This is a genomic window from Brevibacterium sp. 50QC2O2 (assembly GCF_024580675.1).
In the GTDB taxonomy this organism is placed as follows: Bacteria; Actinomycetota; Actinomycetes; order Actinomycetales; family Brevibacteriaceae; genus Brevibacterium; species Brevibacterium moorei.
The window spans coordinates 260,434-279,633 of record NZ_JANIJZ010000002.1; the positions used below are offsets into that span (position 1 = coordinate 260,434).

A 19,200-nucleotide genomic window follows, 5' to 3' on the forward strand; every position below is an offset into this window, starting at 1 on the left:
GGCCCCGTGCAGAAGGAACCCCCATGCCCGCTCATATCTCCGGTGTTATGCACGCCGGGCCCTCGCCCGTGTGGCTGCCCTATCCCGATGACGTCAACGCCCTGATGCCCTCACTGTGGTCCCGGCACGCGGTGAAGGGAGCCGATGGAGTCCTGCGGATCGCAGGGCACCGGGTCGACGAACTGGCCGCACAGTACGGCTCCCCGCTGTACCTGCTCGACATCGAGGACCTGCAGGAGCGTGCGCGGGGTTTCGTTGCGGACTTCGCCGCCGCGTTCGCCGCGATCGGCACCTCGGCTCGTTCGTATTACGCGGGCAAGGCCCTGTTGACGACCAAGATCGCCGGTTGGGTGGCGGAATCGGGCATGGGCATCGACTGCTGTTCCTACGGTGAACTGCTGACGGCCAGAGCTGCAGGGGTCGATCCGGCGGGCGTGGGACTGCACGGGAACAACAAATCCGACGCCGAGATCGCCCTGGCCCTGGACTGGGGGATCGGGCGCATCGTAGTCGACAGCTTGGCCGAGATCGACCGGGTCGACCGACTGGCGGCGGCCAGGGGAGTCCGCGCCCGGGTGATGGTGCGCGTAACGGTGGGCGTCGAGGCGCATACGCACGACTTCATCGCGACTGCCCACGAGGACCAGAAGTTCGGGCTGTCATTGACCACCGGGGCCGCGCACGAGGCCGCGGCCCGGATCGTGGCGGCCGACAACCTCGAGTTGTTGGGCTTCCACAGCCACATCGGCTCACAGATCTTCGACAAGGCCGGTTTCGAAATCGCCGCAGCCCGGATCGCGCAGCTGCGCGCCGAGGTGCAGAGCACTCACGGGGTCGGTGTGCCGGAGATCGATCTGGGCGGTGGCTTCGGGATGCGCTACACCTCTCAGGACACCCCGATCCCCACCGCGCAGATGGCCGAGCAGTTGGCTGCGGTGATCTCCCGGGTGTGCGCGGAGGCGCAGACGGATCTGCCCGTGGTGTCCTTCGAACCCGGCCGGTCCATCATCGGCCCGGCCGTGTGCACGCTCTACACAGTCGGCACGGTCAAACCGGTGACCACGGATACCGGCATCCGGACGTATGTGTCGGTCGACGGGGGAATGAGCGACAATGTCCGCACAGCGCTCTACGACGCGGACTATTCGTGCACTCTCGCATCGCGTGCCTCTGCGGCACAGCCGGTCGTAGTGCGCGTCGTCGGCAAGCACTGCGAATCCGGGGACATCGTCGTACGCGATGAATACCTTCCGGCCGATGTGCGTGCCGGCGATCTGGTGGCGGTCCCCGGCACCGGAGCGTACTGCCGACCACTGGCCTCGAACTACAATATGGCGCTGCGTCCGGGAATCCTCGGAGTGGCCCCCGACGGCGTCCAGTGGGTGCTGGAACCGGAAACCTATGTGCAGCTGTTCGCAGCCGATCCCGGAATGAGGAATGCAATCCATGACAACTGATCCGCTCAAGGTCACCCTGCTCGGCTGTGGTGTCGTCGGCACCGAGGTCGCGACCCGGCTGCTCAACCGCCGCACGGCCATCGGTTCGCGGATCGGAGCCCAGCTGGAACTGAGCGCCGTGGTCGTGCGCGATCTCGCTGCCGAGCGCCCCGGACTGCCCCGGGAGCTGCTGACCACCGATGCGGAATCCGCGATCGCCGGTGCCGACATCGTGGTGGAACTGATGGGCGGGATGGAACCGGCCAAGACGCTGATCCTCAAGGCCCTGTCCGCCGGCGCCTCGGTGGTCACGGCGAACAAGGCCCTGCTGGCCGCACACTACGCGGAGCTCATGGCAGCAGCGGATGATGCCGGGGTGCGTCTGGAACACGAGGCCGCGGTCGCCGGTGCCATTCCGATCATCCGCCCGGTCGGCGATTCGCTGGCCGGCGATGAGATCACGAAGGTCATGGGGATCGTCAACGGCACGACGAATTACATTCTCGACCAGATGGAGAAGGAGGGGTGGGACTTCTCCCACGCCCTGTCCACCGCCCAGGAGCTGGGTTTCGCCGAGGCCGACCCGACCGCCGACATCGAAGGACACGATGCAGCCGCCAAGGCAGCCATCCTGGCCTCACTGGCCTTCGACACCCCGGTGTCGATCGATCAGGTGCCCGTCGAGGGCATCAGCTCGATCACCCCGGATATGATCGCTACCGCGGCGGCCCAGGGCTTCACCATCAAATTGCTGGCCATCTGCGAGCGCATCGTGGCGGCCGATGGCACACAGGGCGTATCGGCCCGCGTCTACCCGGCGGTGATCCCGGCCGATCACGCCCTGGCCCAGGTGGGCGGGGCCTTCAACGCGGTCTTCGTCGAGGCCGAGGCGGCCGGGCAGCTGATGTTCTACGGCCAGGGTGCCGGCGGTGCCCCGACCGCCTCGGCGGTGCTCGGCGATATCGTGTCCGTGGCCCGCCGCAAGGTGTTGGGCGGTCGCGGAATGTACGAGCACGGTGAGGGCAGGATCCTGCCGGTGCTGGACATCGGCGAGATCACCACCCACTATCAGATCACGCTCGACGTGGCGGACCGGCCCGGTGTGCTCTCGCGGATCACCGAGGTGTTCGCGGCCCACGACGTGTCGATCGAACTGGTCCAGCAGACCCGCCTGACCGAGCCGGGGACCCCGGAGGACCTGCACGCGGCGAAGCTGGTCATCGCCACGCACTCGGCGCGGGAGTCCGCCCTGGCCGCGACGGTGGACGCCCTGCGGGGACTCGACGCCGTCAACGGAGTGCTCTCGGTGCTTCGTATCGAGGGTCTGTAGGACGGCACGTGGAGGACGCCATGAAAACACAGCGGGTGGGCTCTGCGGCGCAGCGCGTCCAGGTTAGGGTCCCGGCCACCTCGGCCAACCTGGGCGCCGGCTACGACAGCTTCGGCCTGGCACTGGACCTGTGCGATGAGGTATCGGCGACCCTGCACCCGGAGCCGATCGACCCGCGCGAAGCGGTGCGGGTGCGCGGCGAGGGGGAGGGCCAGTTGCCCACCGACACCTCACACCTGATCCACCGGGTCGCCGGCGAGGTCATGGCCTCGCGGGGCCTGGACGCTGCAGCCCGGCTGAGTCTGGAGTGCCGCAACCGGATCCCGCAGTCGCGCGGAATGGGATCGTCCGCGGCGGCAGTCGTAGCGGGCATCACCGTCGCGGATTCCCTGTTGCAGGGCTGCGGACTGGGGGAGCTGGGCGCTGCCGCGCGCCTGGCCTGGGCGACGAAGTTCGAGGGCCACCCGGACAACGCCGCACCTGCTCTGTTCGGAGGGGTGACGATCAGCTTCATCGATTCTCATCGGGCGCCGCAATCGGTGTCGATCCCCGTGCACGAGGATGTCTCGACGGTGCTCATCGTGCCGGCCGAGCGGCTCGACACGGCAGTTGCCCGCTCGCTCATCCCCACCACGGTCCCGCATGCGGACGCCGCAGCGAATTCCGCGGTGGCGGGTCTGTTCGTCCATGCGATCGGCAATGATCCTGCGTTGCTGTTCGAGGCGACCGTCGACCGGCTCCACCAGAACTACCGGCGGCCGGCGATGGCCCGCTCCCTGGAACGGGTCGACGCACTGCGCTCGGCCGGGCTGGCAGCAGTGATCTCCGGGGCCGGACCCACGGTGGCGGTGTTGGGTGATCAGGAGGACCTGTTCGAGCAGGTCGTCACCGTGCTCTCGGGGGACACCGCGCAGTTCCTGCCGGTGGGAATCAGCCAGGCCGGAGTCGAGGCCACCGCACTGAGTGTGGGCCCGCGGGCCTGAGCTCGGGCGGTCGTGTGTATGGGATCGCGGTCATCACAGGCACCTGTGATGACCGCGATTCGCCTATTCGGCGCAAGAGGCGTTAAACTTATAGCGTTCCCGTCGAAGATCTACGGATGAGCCCTTTCAAGCCCCGTTGTTTCTGCCACGGTACTTTCGCCCGGCGTACGGGAACTTCTCTTAGCGTTTCGAACATGACCCATGTTCCAAACCATTCTCACAATCACGCATTACGCGTGGAGTCCACCGCCGTGCCCGGCCATATGTTGCGGGCGACGGCCTACGAGGGAGAAGGAAACCTTCGTGACAGAAGCTACTCATGCCGAATCCGCGCCCACGGGCAGCCTGACCGGGCTGCGCCTGCCGCAGCTGCAGGAAATCGCCGCCGGCCTCGGCATCAAGGGATACCGCCGCCTGCGCAAGGGCGAACTCATCGCCGCGATCCAGGTTGCCAATTCCGGCGCCAAGCCCCAGCAGACCTCCGCTCCGGCGGCGCAGGCACCCGCCAAGCAGGCCGCCCCGAAGCGGGCCGAGCGCAAGCCGGCTCAGGCCGAGGCCGCACAGCCGCAGTCCGACGCCGAACCCGTCGAGGGAGCGCCGACCCGCGCGCGCAAGCCCCGGCAGTCGGCCAAGGAGGCTCCGGCCGCCGCAGCCGCGCCCGCAGCCGTGGCCGAATCCGAAGCCCCGGCAGAGCCCGCCCAGCCCACCGAGGACACGCAGCGTGGCCGCCGTTCGCGCAGCCGCAACGGCCGCGACCGCCGCGAGGATGCAGGGCGCCAGGAGGCCAAGACCGAGCCCGCGAAGCAGGAAGCCGCGCAGGCCGAGGCCGACAAGCCCGCCGAGGAAGCGCCGCGCAACCGCCACGAGCGCGGCAACGGCCGCAATCGCCGGGACAATGACCGCAATGAGCGCGGAGACCGCAACGACCGTGGGGACCGCAATGAGCGCGGCAACGGGCACAACAACGACCGCGACGACGATCGCCGCGGACGCAACCGGGGCCGCAACGATCGCAAGCGCGGTAACCGCCGCGAGCGCGGCGATGAGGACATCCGGCCCGATGACGTGCTCATCCCCGTCGGCGGCATCCTCGACGTGCACGACAACTACGCGTTCCTGCGCACCTCGGGCTACCTGCCCGGCTCCGGTGACGTCTACGTCTCGGCGAACATGGTCAAGCGCAATGGACTGCGCAAGGGCGATGCGATCGTCGGCGCGATCCGCCAGGCCCGCGAGGGCGAACGCAGCGGCAAGCGGGAGAAGTTCGACGCCCTGGTGCGCCTGGACAGCGTCAACGGACTCAATCCCGAAGACGCCAAGCGCCGCGTGGAATTCGGCAAGCTGACTCCGCTGTACCCGCAGGAGCGGCTGCGCCTGGAGACCACCTCGAAGGGTTTGAGCACCCGGCTGATCGATCTGGTGTCCCCGATCGGCAAGGGGCAGCGCGGTCTGATCGTCGCCCCGCCCAAGGCCGGCAAGACCACCATCATGCAGCAGATCGCCAATGCGATCACCTCGAACAATCCCGAGGTCCACCTGATGGTCGTGCTCGTCGACGAACGCCCCGAAGAGGTCACCGACATGCAGCGGGCCGTCAAGGGCGAGGTCATCGCCTCGACCTTCGACCGGCCGGCCGACGACCACACGACCATCGCCGAACTGGCCATCGAGCGGGCCAAGCGCCTGGTGGAGATGGGCAAGGACGTCGTCGTGCTGCTGGACAACCTGACCCGCCTGGGCCGCGCCTACAACCTGGCCCAGCCGGCCTCGGGCCGGATCCTTTCCGGTGGCGTGGATGCCAATGCGCTCTACCCGCCCAAGAAGTTCTTCGGCGCAGCGCGCAATATCGAAGGCGGCGGTTCTCTGACGATCCTGGCGACCGCACTGGTGGAGACCGGGTCGAAGATGGACGAGGTCATCTTCGAGGAGTTCAAGGGCACCGGCAATATGGAACTGCGCCTGTCGCGCCAGCTGGCCGATAAGCGCATCTTCCCCGCCATCGACGTCAACGGTTCCGGGACCCGCCGCGAGGAAAACCTCATGACGCCCACCGAGACCAAGGTGATGTGGCAGCTGCGCCGCCTGCTGTCCGGACTGGAACAGCAGCAGGCCATCGAACTGCTCATCTCGAAGCTCAAGGAAACCGGCTCCAACGCCGAATTCCTGCTGCAGGTACAGAAGACGACGCCGCTGCCGAAGTCGGCGACGGACGACTGATGAGCACCGGGCAGGGCGATCTCGAATCCCTGGAGACCAGTGTCCGGTCATTGCTGGACGAACACTCCCGGATCGAATCGGAGCTCGCCGACCCGGCCGTGCACGCCAATGCCGGCCGGGCCCGCAAGCTCAGCAGGCGGTATGCCGAACTGGACCAGATCGCCAAGACCTATCATCGGCTGCACGCGGTGGACGACGATATCGAGGCGGCCAGGGAACTGGCCGCCGAGGATCCGGCGTTCGCCGCGGAGGCCGAGGCCCTGGCAGAGGAGTCGGAGCGGCTGCTCGCGCACCTGCGCGATCTGTTGGTCCCGCGCGATCCCGATGATGCGCGCGACGCGATCATCGAGGTCAAGGCGGGTGAGGGCGGAGAGGAATCCGCCCTGTTCGCCGGCGACCTGGTGCGGATGTACCAGCGCTGGGCCGAGCACCGCGGCTGGTCGACCGAGGTGCTCGATTCGACCGAATCCGCGCTCGGCGGGTACAAGGACATCCAGCTGGCCGTGAAGTCCAAGGACGGCGGGGTCTACGGCTGGACGAAGTACGAGGGCGGCGTTCACCGGGTGCAGCGCGTTCCGGTGACGGAATCGCAGGGCCGGATCCACACCTCGGCGGCCGGGGTGCTGGTGTTCCCCGAAGTGGACGAACCCGATGAGGTGCAGATCGATCCGAACGATCTGCGCGTCGACGTCTACCGGTCCTCTGGACCCGGCGGGCAGTCGGTGAACACGACGGACTCCGCCGTGCGCATCACCCACCTGCCCACGGGGATTGTGGCCAGCTGCCAGAACGAGAAGTCCCAGTTGCAGAACAAGGAGGCGGCGCTGCGCATCCTGCGGGCCCGTCTGCTGGCCAAACAGGCGGAGGAGGCGGCCGCCGCGGCGAACGACCAGCGGCGCTCACAGGTCCGTACGGTGGATCGCTCGGAGCGGATCCGGACTTATAACTTCCCGGAGAATCGGATCACCGACCACCGGACGGGTTATAAGGCCTACAACCTCGATCAGGTGCTCGACGGGCGCTTGGACGAGGTCGTGGAATCCCTGCGCGCGTCCGAACGCGCCGCGCGGCTGGAATCGATCGGCTGAGCGTGGACGTCGGCACACTGCTGGCCGCCGGAGCCGAACGCCTGGCCGCTGCCGGGCACCCGTCCGGACCCGCCGATGCACGGCTGCTGCTGGCGCACGCCTGGGACCGTGACGGGCGCGGCCTGGACCGCGCCCGTCTCCTGGGCGAACCGGTCCCCGATCCCGTGGTGACCGCGTTCACCGGCTATCTGGGCCGTCGGGAGCATGGTGAACCCGTGCAGTACATTGTCGGCACCGCGCCCTTCCGCTATTCGGAACTCACGGTCGGCCCGGGGGTCTTCATCCCACGCCCGGAGACGGAACTGCTGGTCCAGGCGGTCCTCGACTGGTGTGCCGGGGAACATCTGGCATCCCCTGCGATCGCCGATCTGTGTGCGGGCAGTGGGGCGATCGCGTTAGCACTGGCCGGCGAACTCGAGGCCGCGGCGGTGACCGCGGTGGAGCTTTCGCCCGCGGCCCTGGAGTACACGCGGCGCAATCTGGCGGCCGCGTTCGAGGGCATGGGGGACTCCTCTGTCGAGATCGTGGCCGGGGATGCGCTGACCTACGCGGGTGGACCCTTCGACGCAGTCGTGTCCAATCCACCCTATGTGCCGGCAGGCAGGGTCACCGCCGAGGTCGCTGCGAGCGATCCGGCCCTGGCGCTGTTCGGCGGGGGCGAGGACGGCCTGGACTTCCCCCTGCGGTTGATTCCGCGTGCGCGCACACTGCTGCGCCCCGGCGGGTTTTTCGCGATGGAACACGCAGAGGAACAGGCCAGGGCAGTGGCGGATGCCTACGTTTCGGCGGGCTTCGTCCAGGTGACCACGCATGCCGACTACACTGGGAGGAGCCGTTTCACGACCGGGTGCGCCCCGGTCTGAGCGGCGATCCGGGAGGCGCGGTGCCCACAACACAGTGGACGCCGGAGGGACGCCCGGCACACGACTGGAGGATGTATAGCTGTGGCGCGCACTTACGATTTGCGCAACGATGATATCCGCGACCTGGTCCTGAGCGAGGCCGTGCGCACCGTCCGCGATGAGGAACTGCTGGTTGTCCCGACGGATACCGTCTACGGAATCGCGGCAGACGCCTTCTCGCCGGCCGGGGTGCGGGATCTGCTGCTGGCCAAGGGCCGCGGCCGCGATATGCCCCCGCCCGTGCTGGTGCCATCGGTCGATACGCTCTACGCGCTGACAGAGGGCCTGACCGAACAGACGATCGCCCTGGCCGAGGAATTCTGGCCGGGCGCCCTGACGATCATCTGCAATGCCCAGCCCGCCCTGCAGTGGGACCTCGGCGAGACCCACGGGACCGTGGCGCTGCGCATGCCCGACCACGAACTAACCCTCGAACTGCTGGCCAAAACGGGACCATTGGCGGTGTCCTCGGCCAATACCTCGGGTGATCCCGCCGCCGAGGAAATCGGACGGGCCCAGGAGATGCTGGGGGACAAGGTCTCGCTCTACCTGGATGCCGGACCCGTGGCCGGCCAGGGATCCTCGACGATCGTCGACATGACCGCCGTCCCTCCGCGCATTGTGCGCACCGGCCCGATTTCCTACGATGCGCTCAAGGCCATCGTGCCCGAGCTGCTCGATCTCGACCACAGCTGATCCGTGCGCGCATATCTGTTCATCGTCTTCGTCTCGGCGATCGTCTCCTATCTCGTCACCCCGATGGTCAGGCGGGTCGCCGAACGCGGGCAGATCTTCGCGGCGCTGCGCGCCCGCGACGTCCACTCCGTGCCGACGCCCAGACTGGGCGGGGTGGCGATCTTCTGCGGTGTGATGGTGGGCCTGCTGATGGCCAGCTGCACGCCCTTCCTGGAGGACCTGTTCGAAGCTCCGGGACCCGTTATCGGTGTCGCCGGCGCGGCAGCACTGTTGTGCCTGTTGGGCGTCATCGACGACATCTGGGACCTGCACTGGTTGACCAAACTGGCCGGTCAGACCATTGCCGCGGGCTTCATGGCGCTCAATGGGGTGGCACTGCTGTCCATTCCCTTCAACTCGGTGATCATCGGGTCGAGCAGGATGTCCCTGGTGCTGACCGTGCTCGTGGTCCTTGTGACGATCAACGCGGTGAACTTCGTCGACGGGCTCGATGGACTGGCCGCCGGGGTGGTGACGATCGGCGGTTCGGCATTCTTCGTGTACTCGTACATGCTGGCCAGGGCCACGGCGGTGGACAGCTACGCCAACCTCGCCTCGCTCATCATCTCCGTGCTGATCGGCGCGTGCATCGGCTTCCTTCCCCACAACTTCAATCCCTCGCGAATCTTCATGGGGGACTCTGGCTCGATGCTCATCGGCCTGTTGCTCGCGGCTTCGACGATCAGGGTCACCGGGCAGGTGGACCCTGCCGCGCTGGCCAGTACCAGGGCGCTGCCGACCTATCTGCCGATCCTGCTTCCGCTGGCGGTGATGGCGCTGCCGCTGATCGATCTGCTGTTGGCGGTGGTGCGCCGGATGGCGGCGGGCAAGTCACCATTCACCGCCGACGCCAAACATCTGCACCACAGAATGCTGCGATTGGGGCACAGCCATGCCCATGCCGTGCTCATCATGTACCTGTGGACCGCCGTGGTCGCCTATGGCTGCGTCGCCTTCCTGCTGTTCGACGTACGATATGTGGTCGCCGGACTGGTGATAGCCCTGTTGGCGACGCTGCTGTTGACCTTCTACCCGTTATTGCGGCGCAGGCGCGTGGCACGCGCCCTGGCCCGAAAGGACTCCTGAGAATGCCGAAGAACGAAACCGAAGTCCAGTCACGCTGGCGTGCGGTGCTGCGTACCCTGGTGTTGCGCGCCGTCCTCATCGAGGTCGTCGTGGCCGTGGTCTCACTGGCCCTGGGCGGCCTGTTCGCCGGTTCCCGTGGATTGGCCGGAGCCGGGATCGGCGCGGGAATCGCCGCAGTGTTCCTGCTGCTCAGCGTCGTCATCATGTACTTCGGACGTGACCTGGACGTGGGAATCCTGGGAGGCCTGCTGGGTCTGGCCTTCATCGTCAAGGCGTTCATCCTGATGATCATGATCTGGGCGATCAAGGACGCACAGTGGCTGTCCGGGCCCGTCGCCTTCTTCACCATCATCGCCGCGGTCCTGCTGACCACCGTGTTGGAAGTCCTCACCATGCTCAAGGCCCGTGTTCCCTATGTCGATCCCGAGGCGGGGCGGGACGCCCACTGAGAGCAGGGTCACCTCATCCAAGTGTTGAGAAGAAGTTGTGAACTCAACATGTAAATTGGTAGAGTTTCTACGGTGTGTAGCGGAGATCCGCATACGCACCAGCCATACCACCTCCCGCGGGTGACCGCGGTCGGGTGCCACCAAGGCCCGCCACGTCGAAGTCGACGGGCCTGATACCGGGAGATTAACCGTAAAGTGGATTTGTCGATCGCGAGCAATATGACAGTTCTGGCGGAGTTCCATGCGCCGGCCATCAGTGAGTTCTTCCCCGGCGGCGTACTGTTCACCGGTACCCCCTTCGAGCTCAACCGCGTCGGTCTGGTCCGTTTGGTCGGTGCCATCGCCATCGGGCTGTTGCTGTTCCTGGGCACGCGCAAGATGAAGCTGGTCCCCGGACGCTTCCAGTCCTGCATGGAAATGCTCTGGGACTTCGTGCGCGTCGGTATCGCGCAGGACACGATGGGCAAGAAGAACGGGGAGAAGTTCCTTCCCGTCATCGCCACCATCTTCTTCATGGTCCTCGGGCTGAACGTCACCGGCTTCATTCCGTTCCTCAACATCTCCGGCGCCTCGGTCATCGGCGTGCCGCTGGTGCTGGCCCTGGTCGTGTACTTCACCTACCACATCGCCGGTATCCAGGCGAAGGGCCTGGGCGGCTATCTGAAGGACTCCCTGATCCTGCCCGGTGTGCCGTGGCCGCTGCACGTGCTGATGATCCCGATCGAGTTCCTCACCAAGTTCGTCATCCAGCCCTTCACGCTGACGCTGCGACTGCTGTGCAACATGATCGTCGGCCACCTGCTGTTGGTGCTGTGCTTCTCGGCGACCTGGTTCTTCTTCTTCGACGCCTCGATGGGCTTCAAGGTCTTCGGCGTCGTCACCATCCTGGGCGGATTCTTCGTCACCCTCCTCGAAATTCTGATCGCGGTCCTGCAGGCGTACATCTTCGCCCTGCTCGCCGCCGTCTACATCAACCAGGCCATCTCCGACGAGCACTGACCCCGCGGGTCCATGCGACCCCGGTCAGCCGTCGGACAAGGTCCGGCCCATAGATCTGTAACGCTCGACGTTACTCGCTCCGGTAAGCCTCCGGAGTCCAAACCGAAAGGAAACATCCAACGTGGATATTCTCGCTGAAGCAGCAGTGAACGGTTCGCTTTCGACCGTTGGCTACGGCCTCGCGGCCATCGGCCCCGGCATCGGTGTCGGCCTCGTCATCGGTAAGACCATCGAGGGCACCGCCCGCCAGCCCGAAATGGCCGGCCAGCTGCGCGGCCTCATGTTCATCGGTATCGCCCTGATTGAAGCCCTGGCTCTGATCGGCATCGCCACCCCCTTCTTCCTGCCGTAATAAGAGTTAGGACAAACCGTAAATGACTCCGATGATTTTGGCCGCGGAAGAAGCGCAGAACCCGCTGATTCCCGCCGTCTACGACATCGTCTGGAGTGCGGTAATCTTCATCGTCCTTTTCTTGATCGTGTGGAAGTTCGTCATTCCCTCGTTCAAGAAGACCCTGGACGAACGCGCAGCGCGCATTCAGGGTGGAATTGAAAAGGCGGAGAAGGTTCAGGCAGAGGCCGATGCCGCTCTCCAGGAGTACCAGCAGCAGCTCAACGAAGGACGGGCCGAAGCCGCGCGACTGCGCGAAGAGGCCCGCGCCGACGGTGAGAAGATCCGTGCGGAACTCAAGGACCGCGCGAGCGCGGAAGCCGATCGTATCACCGAGAACGCCAAGGCCCAGATCGAGGCCGAGCGTCAGGCCGCACTGGTTTCACTCCGCAGTGAGGTCGGCACTCTGGCCACGGATCTCGCCAGCAAGATCGTCGGCGAGTCCTTGGCAGACGATGCCAAGTCGGCTGCCGTCGTCGATCGTTTCATCGCCGATCTGGATGCCCAGACTCCGGCGAAGGTCTCCGGTGATGAGTGATGTTGCAGTCAAGCAGGAACTCTCTGACCACGGCGCTTGAGCAGGCCTCGGCCCGGATCGAAGCGGGCGACCCCGCAGCTCTGGGCCAGGATCTGCTGGGCATTGTGGGCGTGCTGGCGGAGAACTACGCGCTGCGTCGTTCTCTGGCCGACGCCGCGCTGACGGTGGACGCGAAGAACGGTCTGTTGGACTCGTTGTTCTCCTCCGTTGTCACGGCAGACGCGCTTGGCCTGGCGAAGCAGATCGTTGCACTGCGCTGGGTGCGCGCGCAGGACCTGCTGACCGGTTTGGAACAGTCCGGTATCACGTGCCTGGCCGCCTCGGCGCAGGCACGGGGTGCGCTGGGTACCGTGGAAGAAGAGGTCTTCCGCTTCACCCGGCTGCTCGCCGCGGACCACGACCTGGATCGCGCGGTGGAATCGACCGCGGGGCTCGACGCCAAGTTCGGCCTGTTGGATGCCCTGCTGGCCGGCAAGGTGGCCCCCGAGTCGCTGAGCCTGGTCAAGCAGGCGGTGGCCCACCCGCGCGGCAAACGCGTGGTGGAGGTCCTCGAATCGTACAGCGCGGTGCTGGCGGCCCGACAGGCCCGTTCGGTCGCCGATGTCACCGTTGCCAAACCGCTGGACGCGGGCCAGGCCGAGAAGCTTGCCGCGGCACTGGGCAAGTCCTACGGTCGTGAACTCGCACTCAACGTCAAGGTCGATCCGACCGTGGTCGGCGGCGTGCGGGTCCAGGTGGGCGACGAGGTCATCAGCTCGACGATCCAGGACCGCTTGGCCGAACTGAAACGCCGTCTGGCCAGCTGATACCGCACGTAATAGACGCTGATCCGCGGCCGCGCGTACGGTCGCACGCAACACACGTAAAGGAAGCAGGGAAACCGCAATGGCGGAACTGACAATTCGCCCGGAGGAGATCCGGGACGCCCTGGGCAAGTTCGTGGACACGTACTCGCCGCAGGCCGCAGACAAGACAGAGGTCGGCAAGGTCGTCACCGCCGGTGACGGTATTGCCACCGTTTCCGGTCTGCCCGGCGCAATGGCCAATGAGCTGCTGCGCTTCCAGGACGGGACGCTGGGTCTGGCCCAGAACCTCGACGAACGCGAGATCGGCGTCGTCGTGCTGGGTGAGTTCTCGACGATCGCGGAGGAGCAGGAAGTCTACCGTACCGGGGAAGTGCTCTCCGTGCCGGTCGGCGACAACTTCCTGGGCCGCGTCGTGGACCCGCTGGGTGCCCCGATCGACGGACTCGGCGAGATCGTCGCCGAGGGACATCGCGAGCTGGAGCTGCAGGCTCCCAACGTGATGAGCCGTAAAGAGGTCAAGGAACCGCTGCAGACGGGTCTGAAGGCCATCGACGCGATGATTCCGATCGGCCGTGGTCAGCGTCAGCTGATCATCGGCGACCGCAAGACGGGTAAGACCGCCATCGCGCTCGACACGATCATCAACCAGAAGGCCAACTGGGAGTCGGGCGATCCGAAGAAACAGGTCCGCTGCATCTACGTCGCCTGTGGTCAGAAGGGCTCGACGATCGCCTCCGTGAAGCGCGACCTCGAAGAGGCCGGCGCAATGGAGTACACGACCATCGTCGCCTCCCCGGCCTCCGACCCCGCCGGTTTCAAGTACCTGGCGCCCTACGCGGGCTCCGCGATCGGCCAGCACTGGATGTACGAGGGCAAGCACGTCCTCATCGTCTTCGACGATCTGTCCAAGCAGGCCGAGGCCTACCGCGCCATTTCACTGCTGCTGCGTCGCCCGCCGGGCCGTGAGGCGTACCCCGGCGACGTCTTCTACCTGCACTCCCGCCTGCTGGAACGCTGCGCGAAGCTGTCGGACGAACTGGGTGGCGGTTCGATGACCGGTCTGCCGATCATCGAGACGAAGGCGAACGACGTGGGTGCGTTCATCCCCACCAACGTCATCTCCATCACCGACGGCCAGATCTTCCTGCAGTCGGACCTGTTCAACGCCAACCAGCGTCCCGCGGTCGACGTGGGCGTCTCGGTTTCGCGTGTTGGTGGTTCGGCCCAGACCAAGCCGCTGCGCGGTGTGTCCGGCACGCTGAAGATCTCGCTGGCCCAGTACCGTTCGCTCGAGGCCTTCGCGATGTTCGCATCCGATCTGGACCCGGCGACCAAGCAGCAGCTGGAACGCGGTGCCCGTCTGATGGAACTGCTCAAGCAGGGTCAGTTCACCCCGATGCCCGCCGAGAAGCAGACCGTGTCCGTGTGGGCCGGTTCGGAAGGCTACCTGGATGACGTGGCGGTCGACGACGTGCTGCGCTTCGAGGCGGAATTCCATGCCTACCTGGAGCGCAAGACGGATCTGCTGGAGACCATCCGCGATCTCAAGGACAAGCTGTCCGGTGATCTGATCGACCAGCTCAAGACCGCGGTGACGGACTTCAAGAAGGAGTTCCAGGCCGGATCCTCCACTGGCGTCCAAGCCGGAACCGAGGCGCACGACGCCGCGGATTCGGACGAGGTCGTACAGGAGAAGATCGTCAAGCAGCGCTGAGCGCTGCCCGACGACGCTTAAGGAAAGGAATACTCCATGGGTGCTCAGCAGAGGGTCTTCAAAGCGAAGATCAGCTCCACATCGTCCTTGCGGAAGATCTTCAAGGCGATGGAGCTCATTGCTGCGTCCCGGATCCAGAAGGCGATCGCGCGGGTCAAGGGCTCAACGCCCTACGCACAGGCCCTGACCCGCGCGGTGTCGGCGGTTGCGACCCTGTCGAATGTCGACCACGTGTTGACGACGGAACGCGAAGATGTCCGTAGCGCGGCTGTCGTCGTCATGGGTCCCGACCGTGGTTTCGCCGGCGCCTACTCCTCGAATGTGATCAAGCAGGCCGAGGAACTCGTCGAGTTGCTGCAGGCCGAGGGGAAGCAGGTCAAGCTGTACACCGTCGGCCGGAAGCCGGAGACCTACTATACGTTCCGCGACCGTGCCATCGAGCGCTCGTGGACCGGGATCTCCGAAACCCCGACCTACGAGGACGCCCGCGAGATCGGCCAGACGCTGCTCGGTTCTTTCGAAGCAGGCAGCGCCGGCGGCGGCGTCGATGAGCTCTACCTGGTCTTCACCCGCTTCAAGTCGAGCGTGGCCTACGACCCGGAATACCTGCGGCTGCTGCCGCTGGAGGTCGTGGACGCCCCCGAGGCTCCGGGCAATCAGGCACCGGCGGCCGGCGGCGAGGTGTTCCCCCTCTACGAATTCGAGCCGAGTTCGGAGGCCGTGCTGGACGCACTGCTGCCGAAGTACATCGAATCGCGTATTCTGGCCGCACTGCTCAACGCCTCGGCGAGCGAGCAGGCTGCGCGTCAGCAGGCCATGAACACCGCCGTGGACAATGCGGATGAGCTGATCAAGACGTACACCCGACTGGCCAACAACGCGCGTCAGGCGGAAATCACGGCGGAGATCTCCGAGATCGTGGGCGGTGCCGATGCGCTGGCCTCGTCCGGGGTCGCCGACTGAGTGAGCTTGTAACAGAGAGCAGAAAAGAAAGTAGACATGACTGCCACAACTTCGGAAACCCCCCAGGTCCAAGGGACCATTGGTCGGATCTCCCGTGTTATCGGCCCGGTCGTTGATATCGAGTTCCCGCTCGACGCGGTTCCCTCGATCTACAACGCCCTGACCACGCACGTGGACCTGGCCGAGGGCACGCGTAAGATCACCTTCGAGGTGGAACTGCAGCTGGGCAACGGCATCGTCCGTGCCATCTCCCTGCAGCCGACCGACGGCCTCGTCCGCGGCCAGGAGGTCGTCGACTCCGGTGCACCCATCTCGGTGCCGGTCGGCGATGTCACCAAGGGCAAGGTCTTCAACGTCACCGGTGACGTGCTCAACGATTCGATGATCGACGAACCGTACGAGATCACCGAGCGTTGGTCCATCCACCGCGAGGCGCCCAACTTCGACCAGCTGGAGTCGAAGACCCAGATGTTCGAAACGGGCATCAAGGTCATCGACCTGCTGACACCGTACGTGCAGGGCGGTAAGATCGGCCTGTTCGGCGGCGCCGGCGTCGGCAAGACCGTGCTGATCCAGGAAATGATCACCCGTGTGGCCCAGGACCACGGCGGTGTCTCCGTGTTCGCCGGCGTCGGCGAGCGGACCCGTGAGGGCAACGACCTGATCATGGAAATGGACGAGTCGGGCGTGCTGGACAAGACCGCACTGGTCTTCGGCCAGATGGATGAGCCGCCGGGCACCCGTCTGCGCATCGCCCTGACCGGTCTGACCATGGCGGAGTACTTCCGCGATGTCCAGAACCAGGACGTGTTGTTGTTCATCGACAACATCTTCCGGTTCACCCAGGCCGGCTCCGAGGTTTCGACGCTGCTGGGCCGGATGCCCTCGGCCGTGGGTTACCAGCCGACGCTGGCCGATGAGATGGGCGTTCTGCAGGAGCGGATCACGTCGACGCGTGGTCACTCGATCACCTCGATGCAGGCGATCTACGTTCCCGCCGACGACTACACCGACCCGGCTCCGGCGACGACCTTCGCCCACCTGGACGCGACGACCGAGCTCAACCGCGATATCGCATCGCGTGGTCTGTACCCGGCCGTGGACCCGCTGACGTCGACCTCGCGCATCCTCGATCCGCTGTACGTGGGCCAGGCCCACTACGACTGCGCGGTCAGGGTCAAGCAGATCCTGCAGAAGAACAAGGAACTGCAGGACATCATCGCGATCCTCGGTGTCGACGAACTGTCCGAAGAGGACAAAGTCACCGTGCACCGTGCCCGTCGCATCGAGCAGTTCCTGTCGCAGAACACCTACACCGCTCTCCAGTTCACCGGCGTCGAGGGCTCGACGGTTTCCATCAAGGACACCATCGACGGCTTCAACGGCATCTGCAACGGCGATTACGACCACATTCCGGAACAGTGCTTCTTCAATGTGGGTCCGATCGAAGACGTTCTGCGCAACTACGACGAGCTGCAGAAGGAGAACTGATCCATGGCTCTCAACGTCACCGTGGCCGCAGCACACGCCGCCGTTTGGTCGGGCGAAGCGACCCGGGTGTCGGCGAAGACCGTGGACGGTTCGATCGGCATCCTGTCGGGGCACGAGCCCGTGCTGGGCGTTCTGGCCCCCGGCGAGGTCACGATCACCACTCCCTCAGGCGATGTGGTGAAGGTCCATTCGGACGGAGGCTTCCTGTCCGTCAACCGTGACGATGTCACGGTGGCCGCGGACTCCGCCGAGCTGATCAAATAAGAAGAGCGCGCGACGTGAACCCTACGTACCTACTGATTATTCTGCTCTCGTTGGTAGGGCTGGTAGCGGTCTACGTCGCCGTTCTCATTTCCCGGCGCCGGGCCCTCTCACGAAGGCCCGGCGCTGTGGAATGCACCATGCACGTGGGCGCGGAGAAATCCCGCCCACGTTGGCGTTTGGGCTTCGCCGTACTCGGCGTCGAGTCCTTTCAGTGGTTCCCACTGTTCGGGCTGTACACCAAGCCCGCTCTGACCCTGCCGCGCGCTGATATCGAGATCGCCGCGCGCCGCGCGCCCGAGCCGACGGAGGAGCCGAGCCTGCAGCCCGGGGCAATCGTGGTCGATATCGTCTCCGGTGGTTTCGCCGGAGCGCCCCGCACGTTTTCCTGCGCAATCGCCGGTGAACCACTGGCGGCGTTCTCCTCGTGGCTGGAATCCGCGCCACCTGGACTCAATCATTCGATGGGACGGTTTACTTAAATGGAGGTCCTCCGGTTGACGGGGCCCTGCCGGCTGAACGGCGTGGTCGAGGTCCGCGGTGCGAAGAACAGCGTGCTCAAGCTGATGGCCGCCACCCTGCTGGCCCCCGGCCGCTCGACCATCGTCAACGTCCCGGCGATTCTGGACGTGACAATCATGGTCCGTCTGCTCGAGCGCCTGGGCTGCACGATCGACTACGATGCGCAGGCCGGTGAGGTCTCCATCGACGTCCCCGCGGCACCTGGGATCAGGGCGGACTACGAATTGGTCCGTGCGATGCGCGCCTCGATCTCCGTGCTGGGCCCCCTGGTGGGCCGGATGGGGCGGGCCCAGGTCGCCCTGCCCGGCGGCGACGCGATCGGTTCGCGCGGGCTCGATCTGCATGAAGCGGGCCTGAAGGAGATGGGCGCCGAGGTCCACCTGGATCACGGCTACTTCGTCGCGGCAGCACCCCATGGCCTGCACGGTACGCACTTTCACCTTGATTTCCCCTCGGTCGGAGCAACGGAGAACCTGGTGATGGCGGCGGTGCTGGCCGATGGCACCACCGTGCTGGACAATGCGGCCAAAGAACCCGAAATCGTCGATATCTGCACGATGCTCGTCGAAATGGGCGCGGATATCCGGGGGATCGGCACGTCCCAGCTGACCATCTCAGGGGTCTCCGAACTGCACCCGGTGACCCATCGTTGTGTGGGGGACCGGATCGTGGCGGGTTCGTGGGCCTTCGCCGCCGTTATCACCGGTGGTTCGATCGAGGTCCATGGCGCTGGTACCGAACTGTTGCCGCATGTCTTCGAGAAACTCGAAACTGCCGGTGCCGTGGTCGAACGGGTCGAGGCCGTGGGCGGTGGCTTCCGGGTCACCGGACCGACGCGCCCACACAGTGTGCGCATCTCCACCCTGCCCTATCCTGGATTCCCCACCGACCTTCAACCCTTCGCGATCGCGCTCAACGCGGTCGCCGATGGTGAGGGATACGTCACCGAGAACCTGTTCGAGGCGCGCTGGCGGTTCGTCAACGAGCTGGCCCGGCTGGGCGCACAGGTATCCGTCGACGGTAATCATGCGCTCATCACGGGGGTTCCCGAACTCTCCGGTGCCGAGGTGGAGGCCTCGGACATTCGGGCCGGTGCGGCATTGGCGATTGCCGGCCTGGCCGCCACCGGGGTATCGGAGATCTCCGGGGTCAGCCATATCGACCGCGGCTATGAGTTCTTCGTGGACAAGCTCAAATCCCTGGGTGCCGACATCGAGCGCATCGAGCGTGCGACCGTACTCGACATCGACTGAGCCGAGCACGGTCTGACCCCGGCCGAGGAGAGCCCA

Annotated in this window: 19 protein-coding genes; all 19 read left to right on the forward strand. The window is 65.8% G+C overall.

The window, feature by feature from the left end:
• The first annotated feature begins 23 nt into the window (after nucleotides 1-23).
• The gene (gene lysA, locus NQ038_RS02650; protein WP_257061812.1) at nucleotides 24-1,457 is read left to right on the forward strand and encodes a diaminopimelate decarboxylase; all 1,434 of its coding nucleotides are present in this window, start codon (nucleotides 24-26) and stop codon (nucleotides 1,455-1,457) included.
• Nucleotides 1,447-2,766 (forward strand): homoserine dehydrogenase, encoded by a 1,320-nt coding sequence (locus NQ038_RS02655; RefSeq protein ID WP_257047231.1) that lies wholly within the window; start codon nucleotides 1,447-1,449, stop codon nucleotides 2,764-2,766. Before lysA ends, NQ038_RS02655 begins: the two co-directional genes overlap by 11 nt.
• Nucleotides 2,767-2,786: 20 nt before the next feature.
• Nucleotides 2,787-3,749 (forward strand): homoserine kinase, encoded by a 963-nt coding sequence (thrB, locus tag NQ038_RS02660; RefSeq protein WP_257061814.1) that lies wholly within the window; start codon nucleotides 2,787-2,789, stop codon nucleotides 3,747-3,749.
• 303 nt (nucleotides 3,750-4,052) lie between these two features.
• The gene (rho, locus tag NQ038_RS02665) at nucleotides 4,053-5,966 is read left to right on the forward strand and encodes a transcription termination factor Rho (protein ID WP_257061815.1); all 1,914 of its coding nucleotides are present in this window, start codon (nucleotides 4,053-4,055) and stop codon (nucleotides 5,964-5,966) included.
• Nucleotides 5,966-7,054 (forward strand): peptide chain release factor 1, encoded by a 1,089-nt coding sequence (gene prfA, locus NQ038_RS02670; protein WP_257047235.1) that lies wholly within the window; start codon nucleotides 5,966-5,968, stop codon nucleotides 7,052-7,054. The genes rho and prfA overlap by 1 nt, the downstream gene beginning before the upstream one ends.
• 2 nt (nucleotides 7,055-7,056) lie before the next feature.
• Nucleotides 7,057-7,917, forward strand: a complete 861-nt coding sequence (gene prmC / locus NQ038_RS02675) for a peptide chain release factor N(5)-glutamine methyltransferase (protein WP_257061816.1) — start codon at nucleotides 7,057-7,059, stop codon at nucleotides 7,915-7,917.
• Nucleotides 7,918-7,998: 81 nt separating this feature from the next.
• Nucleotides 7,999-8,652, forward strand: coding sequence for an L-threonylcarbamoyladenylate synthase (locus NQ038_RS02680; protein ID WP_257047237.1), 654 nt, complete (start codon nucleotides 7,999-8,001; stop codon nucleotides 8,650-8,652).
• A gap of 3 nt (nucleotides 8,653-8,655) precedes the next feature.
• A complete protein-coding gene (locus NQ038_RS02685; RefSeq protein ID WP_257047238.1) occupies nucleotides 8,656-9,777 on the forward strand; it encodes an MraY family glycosyltransferase in 1,122 nt (373 codons plus the stop codon).
• 2 nt (nucleotides 9,778-9,779) lie between these two features.
• Nucleotides 9,780-10,226 carry a hypothetical protein gene (locus NQ038_RS02690; protein WP_257047239.1) on the forward strand — a complete coding sequence of 149 codons (447 nt, stop codon included), beginning with the start codon at nucleotides 9,780-9,782 and terminating at the stop codon, nucleotides 10,224-10,226.
• Between the two features lie 219 nt (nucleotides 10,227-10,445).
• The gene (gene atpB / locus NQ038_RS02695; RefSeq protein WP_257061817.1) at nucleotides 10,446-11,225 is read left to right on the forward strand and encodes a F0F1 ATP synthase subunit A; all 780 of its coding nucleotides are present in this window, start codon (nucleotides 10,446-10,448) and stop codon (nucleotides 11,223-11,225) included.
• A 121-nt stretch (nucleotides 11,226-11,346) separates the two neighbouring features.
• Nucleotides 11,347-11,577, forward strand: coding sequence for a F0F1 ATP synthase subunit C (gene atpE / locus NQ038_RS02700; RefSeq protein ID WP_257047241.1), 231 nt, complete (start codon nucleotides 11,347-11,349; stop codon nucleotides 11,575-11,577).
• Between the two features lie 22 nt (nucleotides 11,578-11,599).
• Entirely contained in the window at nucleotides 11,600-12,154 is a 555-nt protein-coding gene (locus NQ038_RS02705) for a F0F1 ATP synthase subunit B (RefSeq protein WP_257047242.1), read from the forward strand.
• Nucleotides 12,154-12,960: a F0F1 ATP synthase subunit delta gene (locus NQ038_RS02710; RefSeq protein ID WP_257047243.1), complete on the forward strand. Its 807-nt coding sequence runs from the start codon at nucleotides 12,154-12,156 to the stop codon at nucleotides 12,958-12,960. The genes NQ038_RS02705 and NQ038_RS02710 overlap by 1 nt, the downstream gene beginning before the upstream one ends.
• Nucleotides 12,961-13,039: 79 nt before the next feature.
• A complete protein-coding gene (atpA, locus tag NQ038_RS02715; protein ID WP_257047244.1) occupies nucleotides 13,040-14,674 on the forward strand; it encodes a F0F1 ATP synthase subunit alpha in 1,635 nt (544 codons plus the stop codon).
• A 36-nt stretch (nucleotides 14,675-14,710) separates the two neighbouring features.
• Nucleotides 14,711-15,637 (forward strand): F0F1 ATP synthase subunit gamma, encoded by a 927-nt coding sequence (locus tag NQ038_RS02720; RefSeq protein ID WP_257047245.1) that lies wholly within the window; start codon nucleotides 14,711-14,713, stop codon nucleotides 15,635-15,637.
• A gap of 36 nt (nucleotides 15,638-15,673) precedes the next feature.
• A complete protein-coding gene (atpD, locus tag NQ038_RS02725) occupies nucleotides 15,674-17,128 on the forward strand; it encodes a F0F1 ATP synthase subunit beta (RefSeq protein WP_257047246.1) in 1,455 nt (484 codons plus the stop codon).
• Between the two features lie 3 nt (nucleotides 17,129-17,131).
• Nucleotides 17,132-17,392 carry a F0F1 ATP synthase subunit epsilon gene (locus NQ038_RS02730; protein ID WP_257047247.1) on the forward strand — a complete coding sequence of 87 codons (261 nt, stop codon included), beginning with the start codon at nucleotides 17,132-17,134 and terminating at the stop codon, nucleotides 17,390-17,392.
• Nucleotides 17,393-17,406: 14 nt separating this feature from the next.
• Nucleotides 17,407-17,871, forward strand: coding sequence for a DUF2550 domain-containing protein (locus NQ038_RS02735; RefSeq protein WP_257047248.1), 465 nt, complete (start codon nucleotides 17,407-17,409; stop codon nucleotides 17,869-17,871).
• Entirely contained in the window at nucleotides 17,872-19,164 is a 1,293-nt protein-coding gene (gene murA / locus NQ038_RS02740; RefSeq protein WP_257061818.1) for a UDP-N-acetylglucosamine 1-carboxyvinyltransferase, read from the forward strand.
• Nucleotides 19,165-19,200 lie beyond the last annotated feature (36 nt).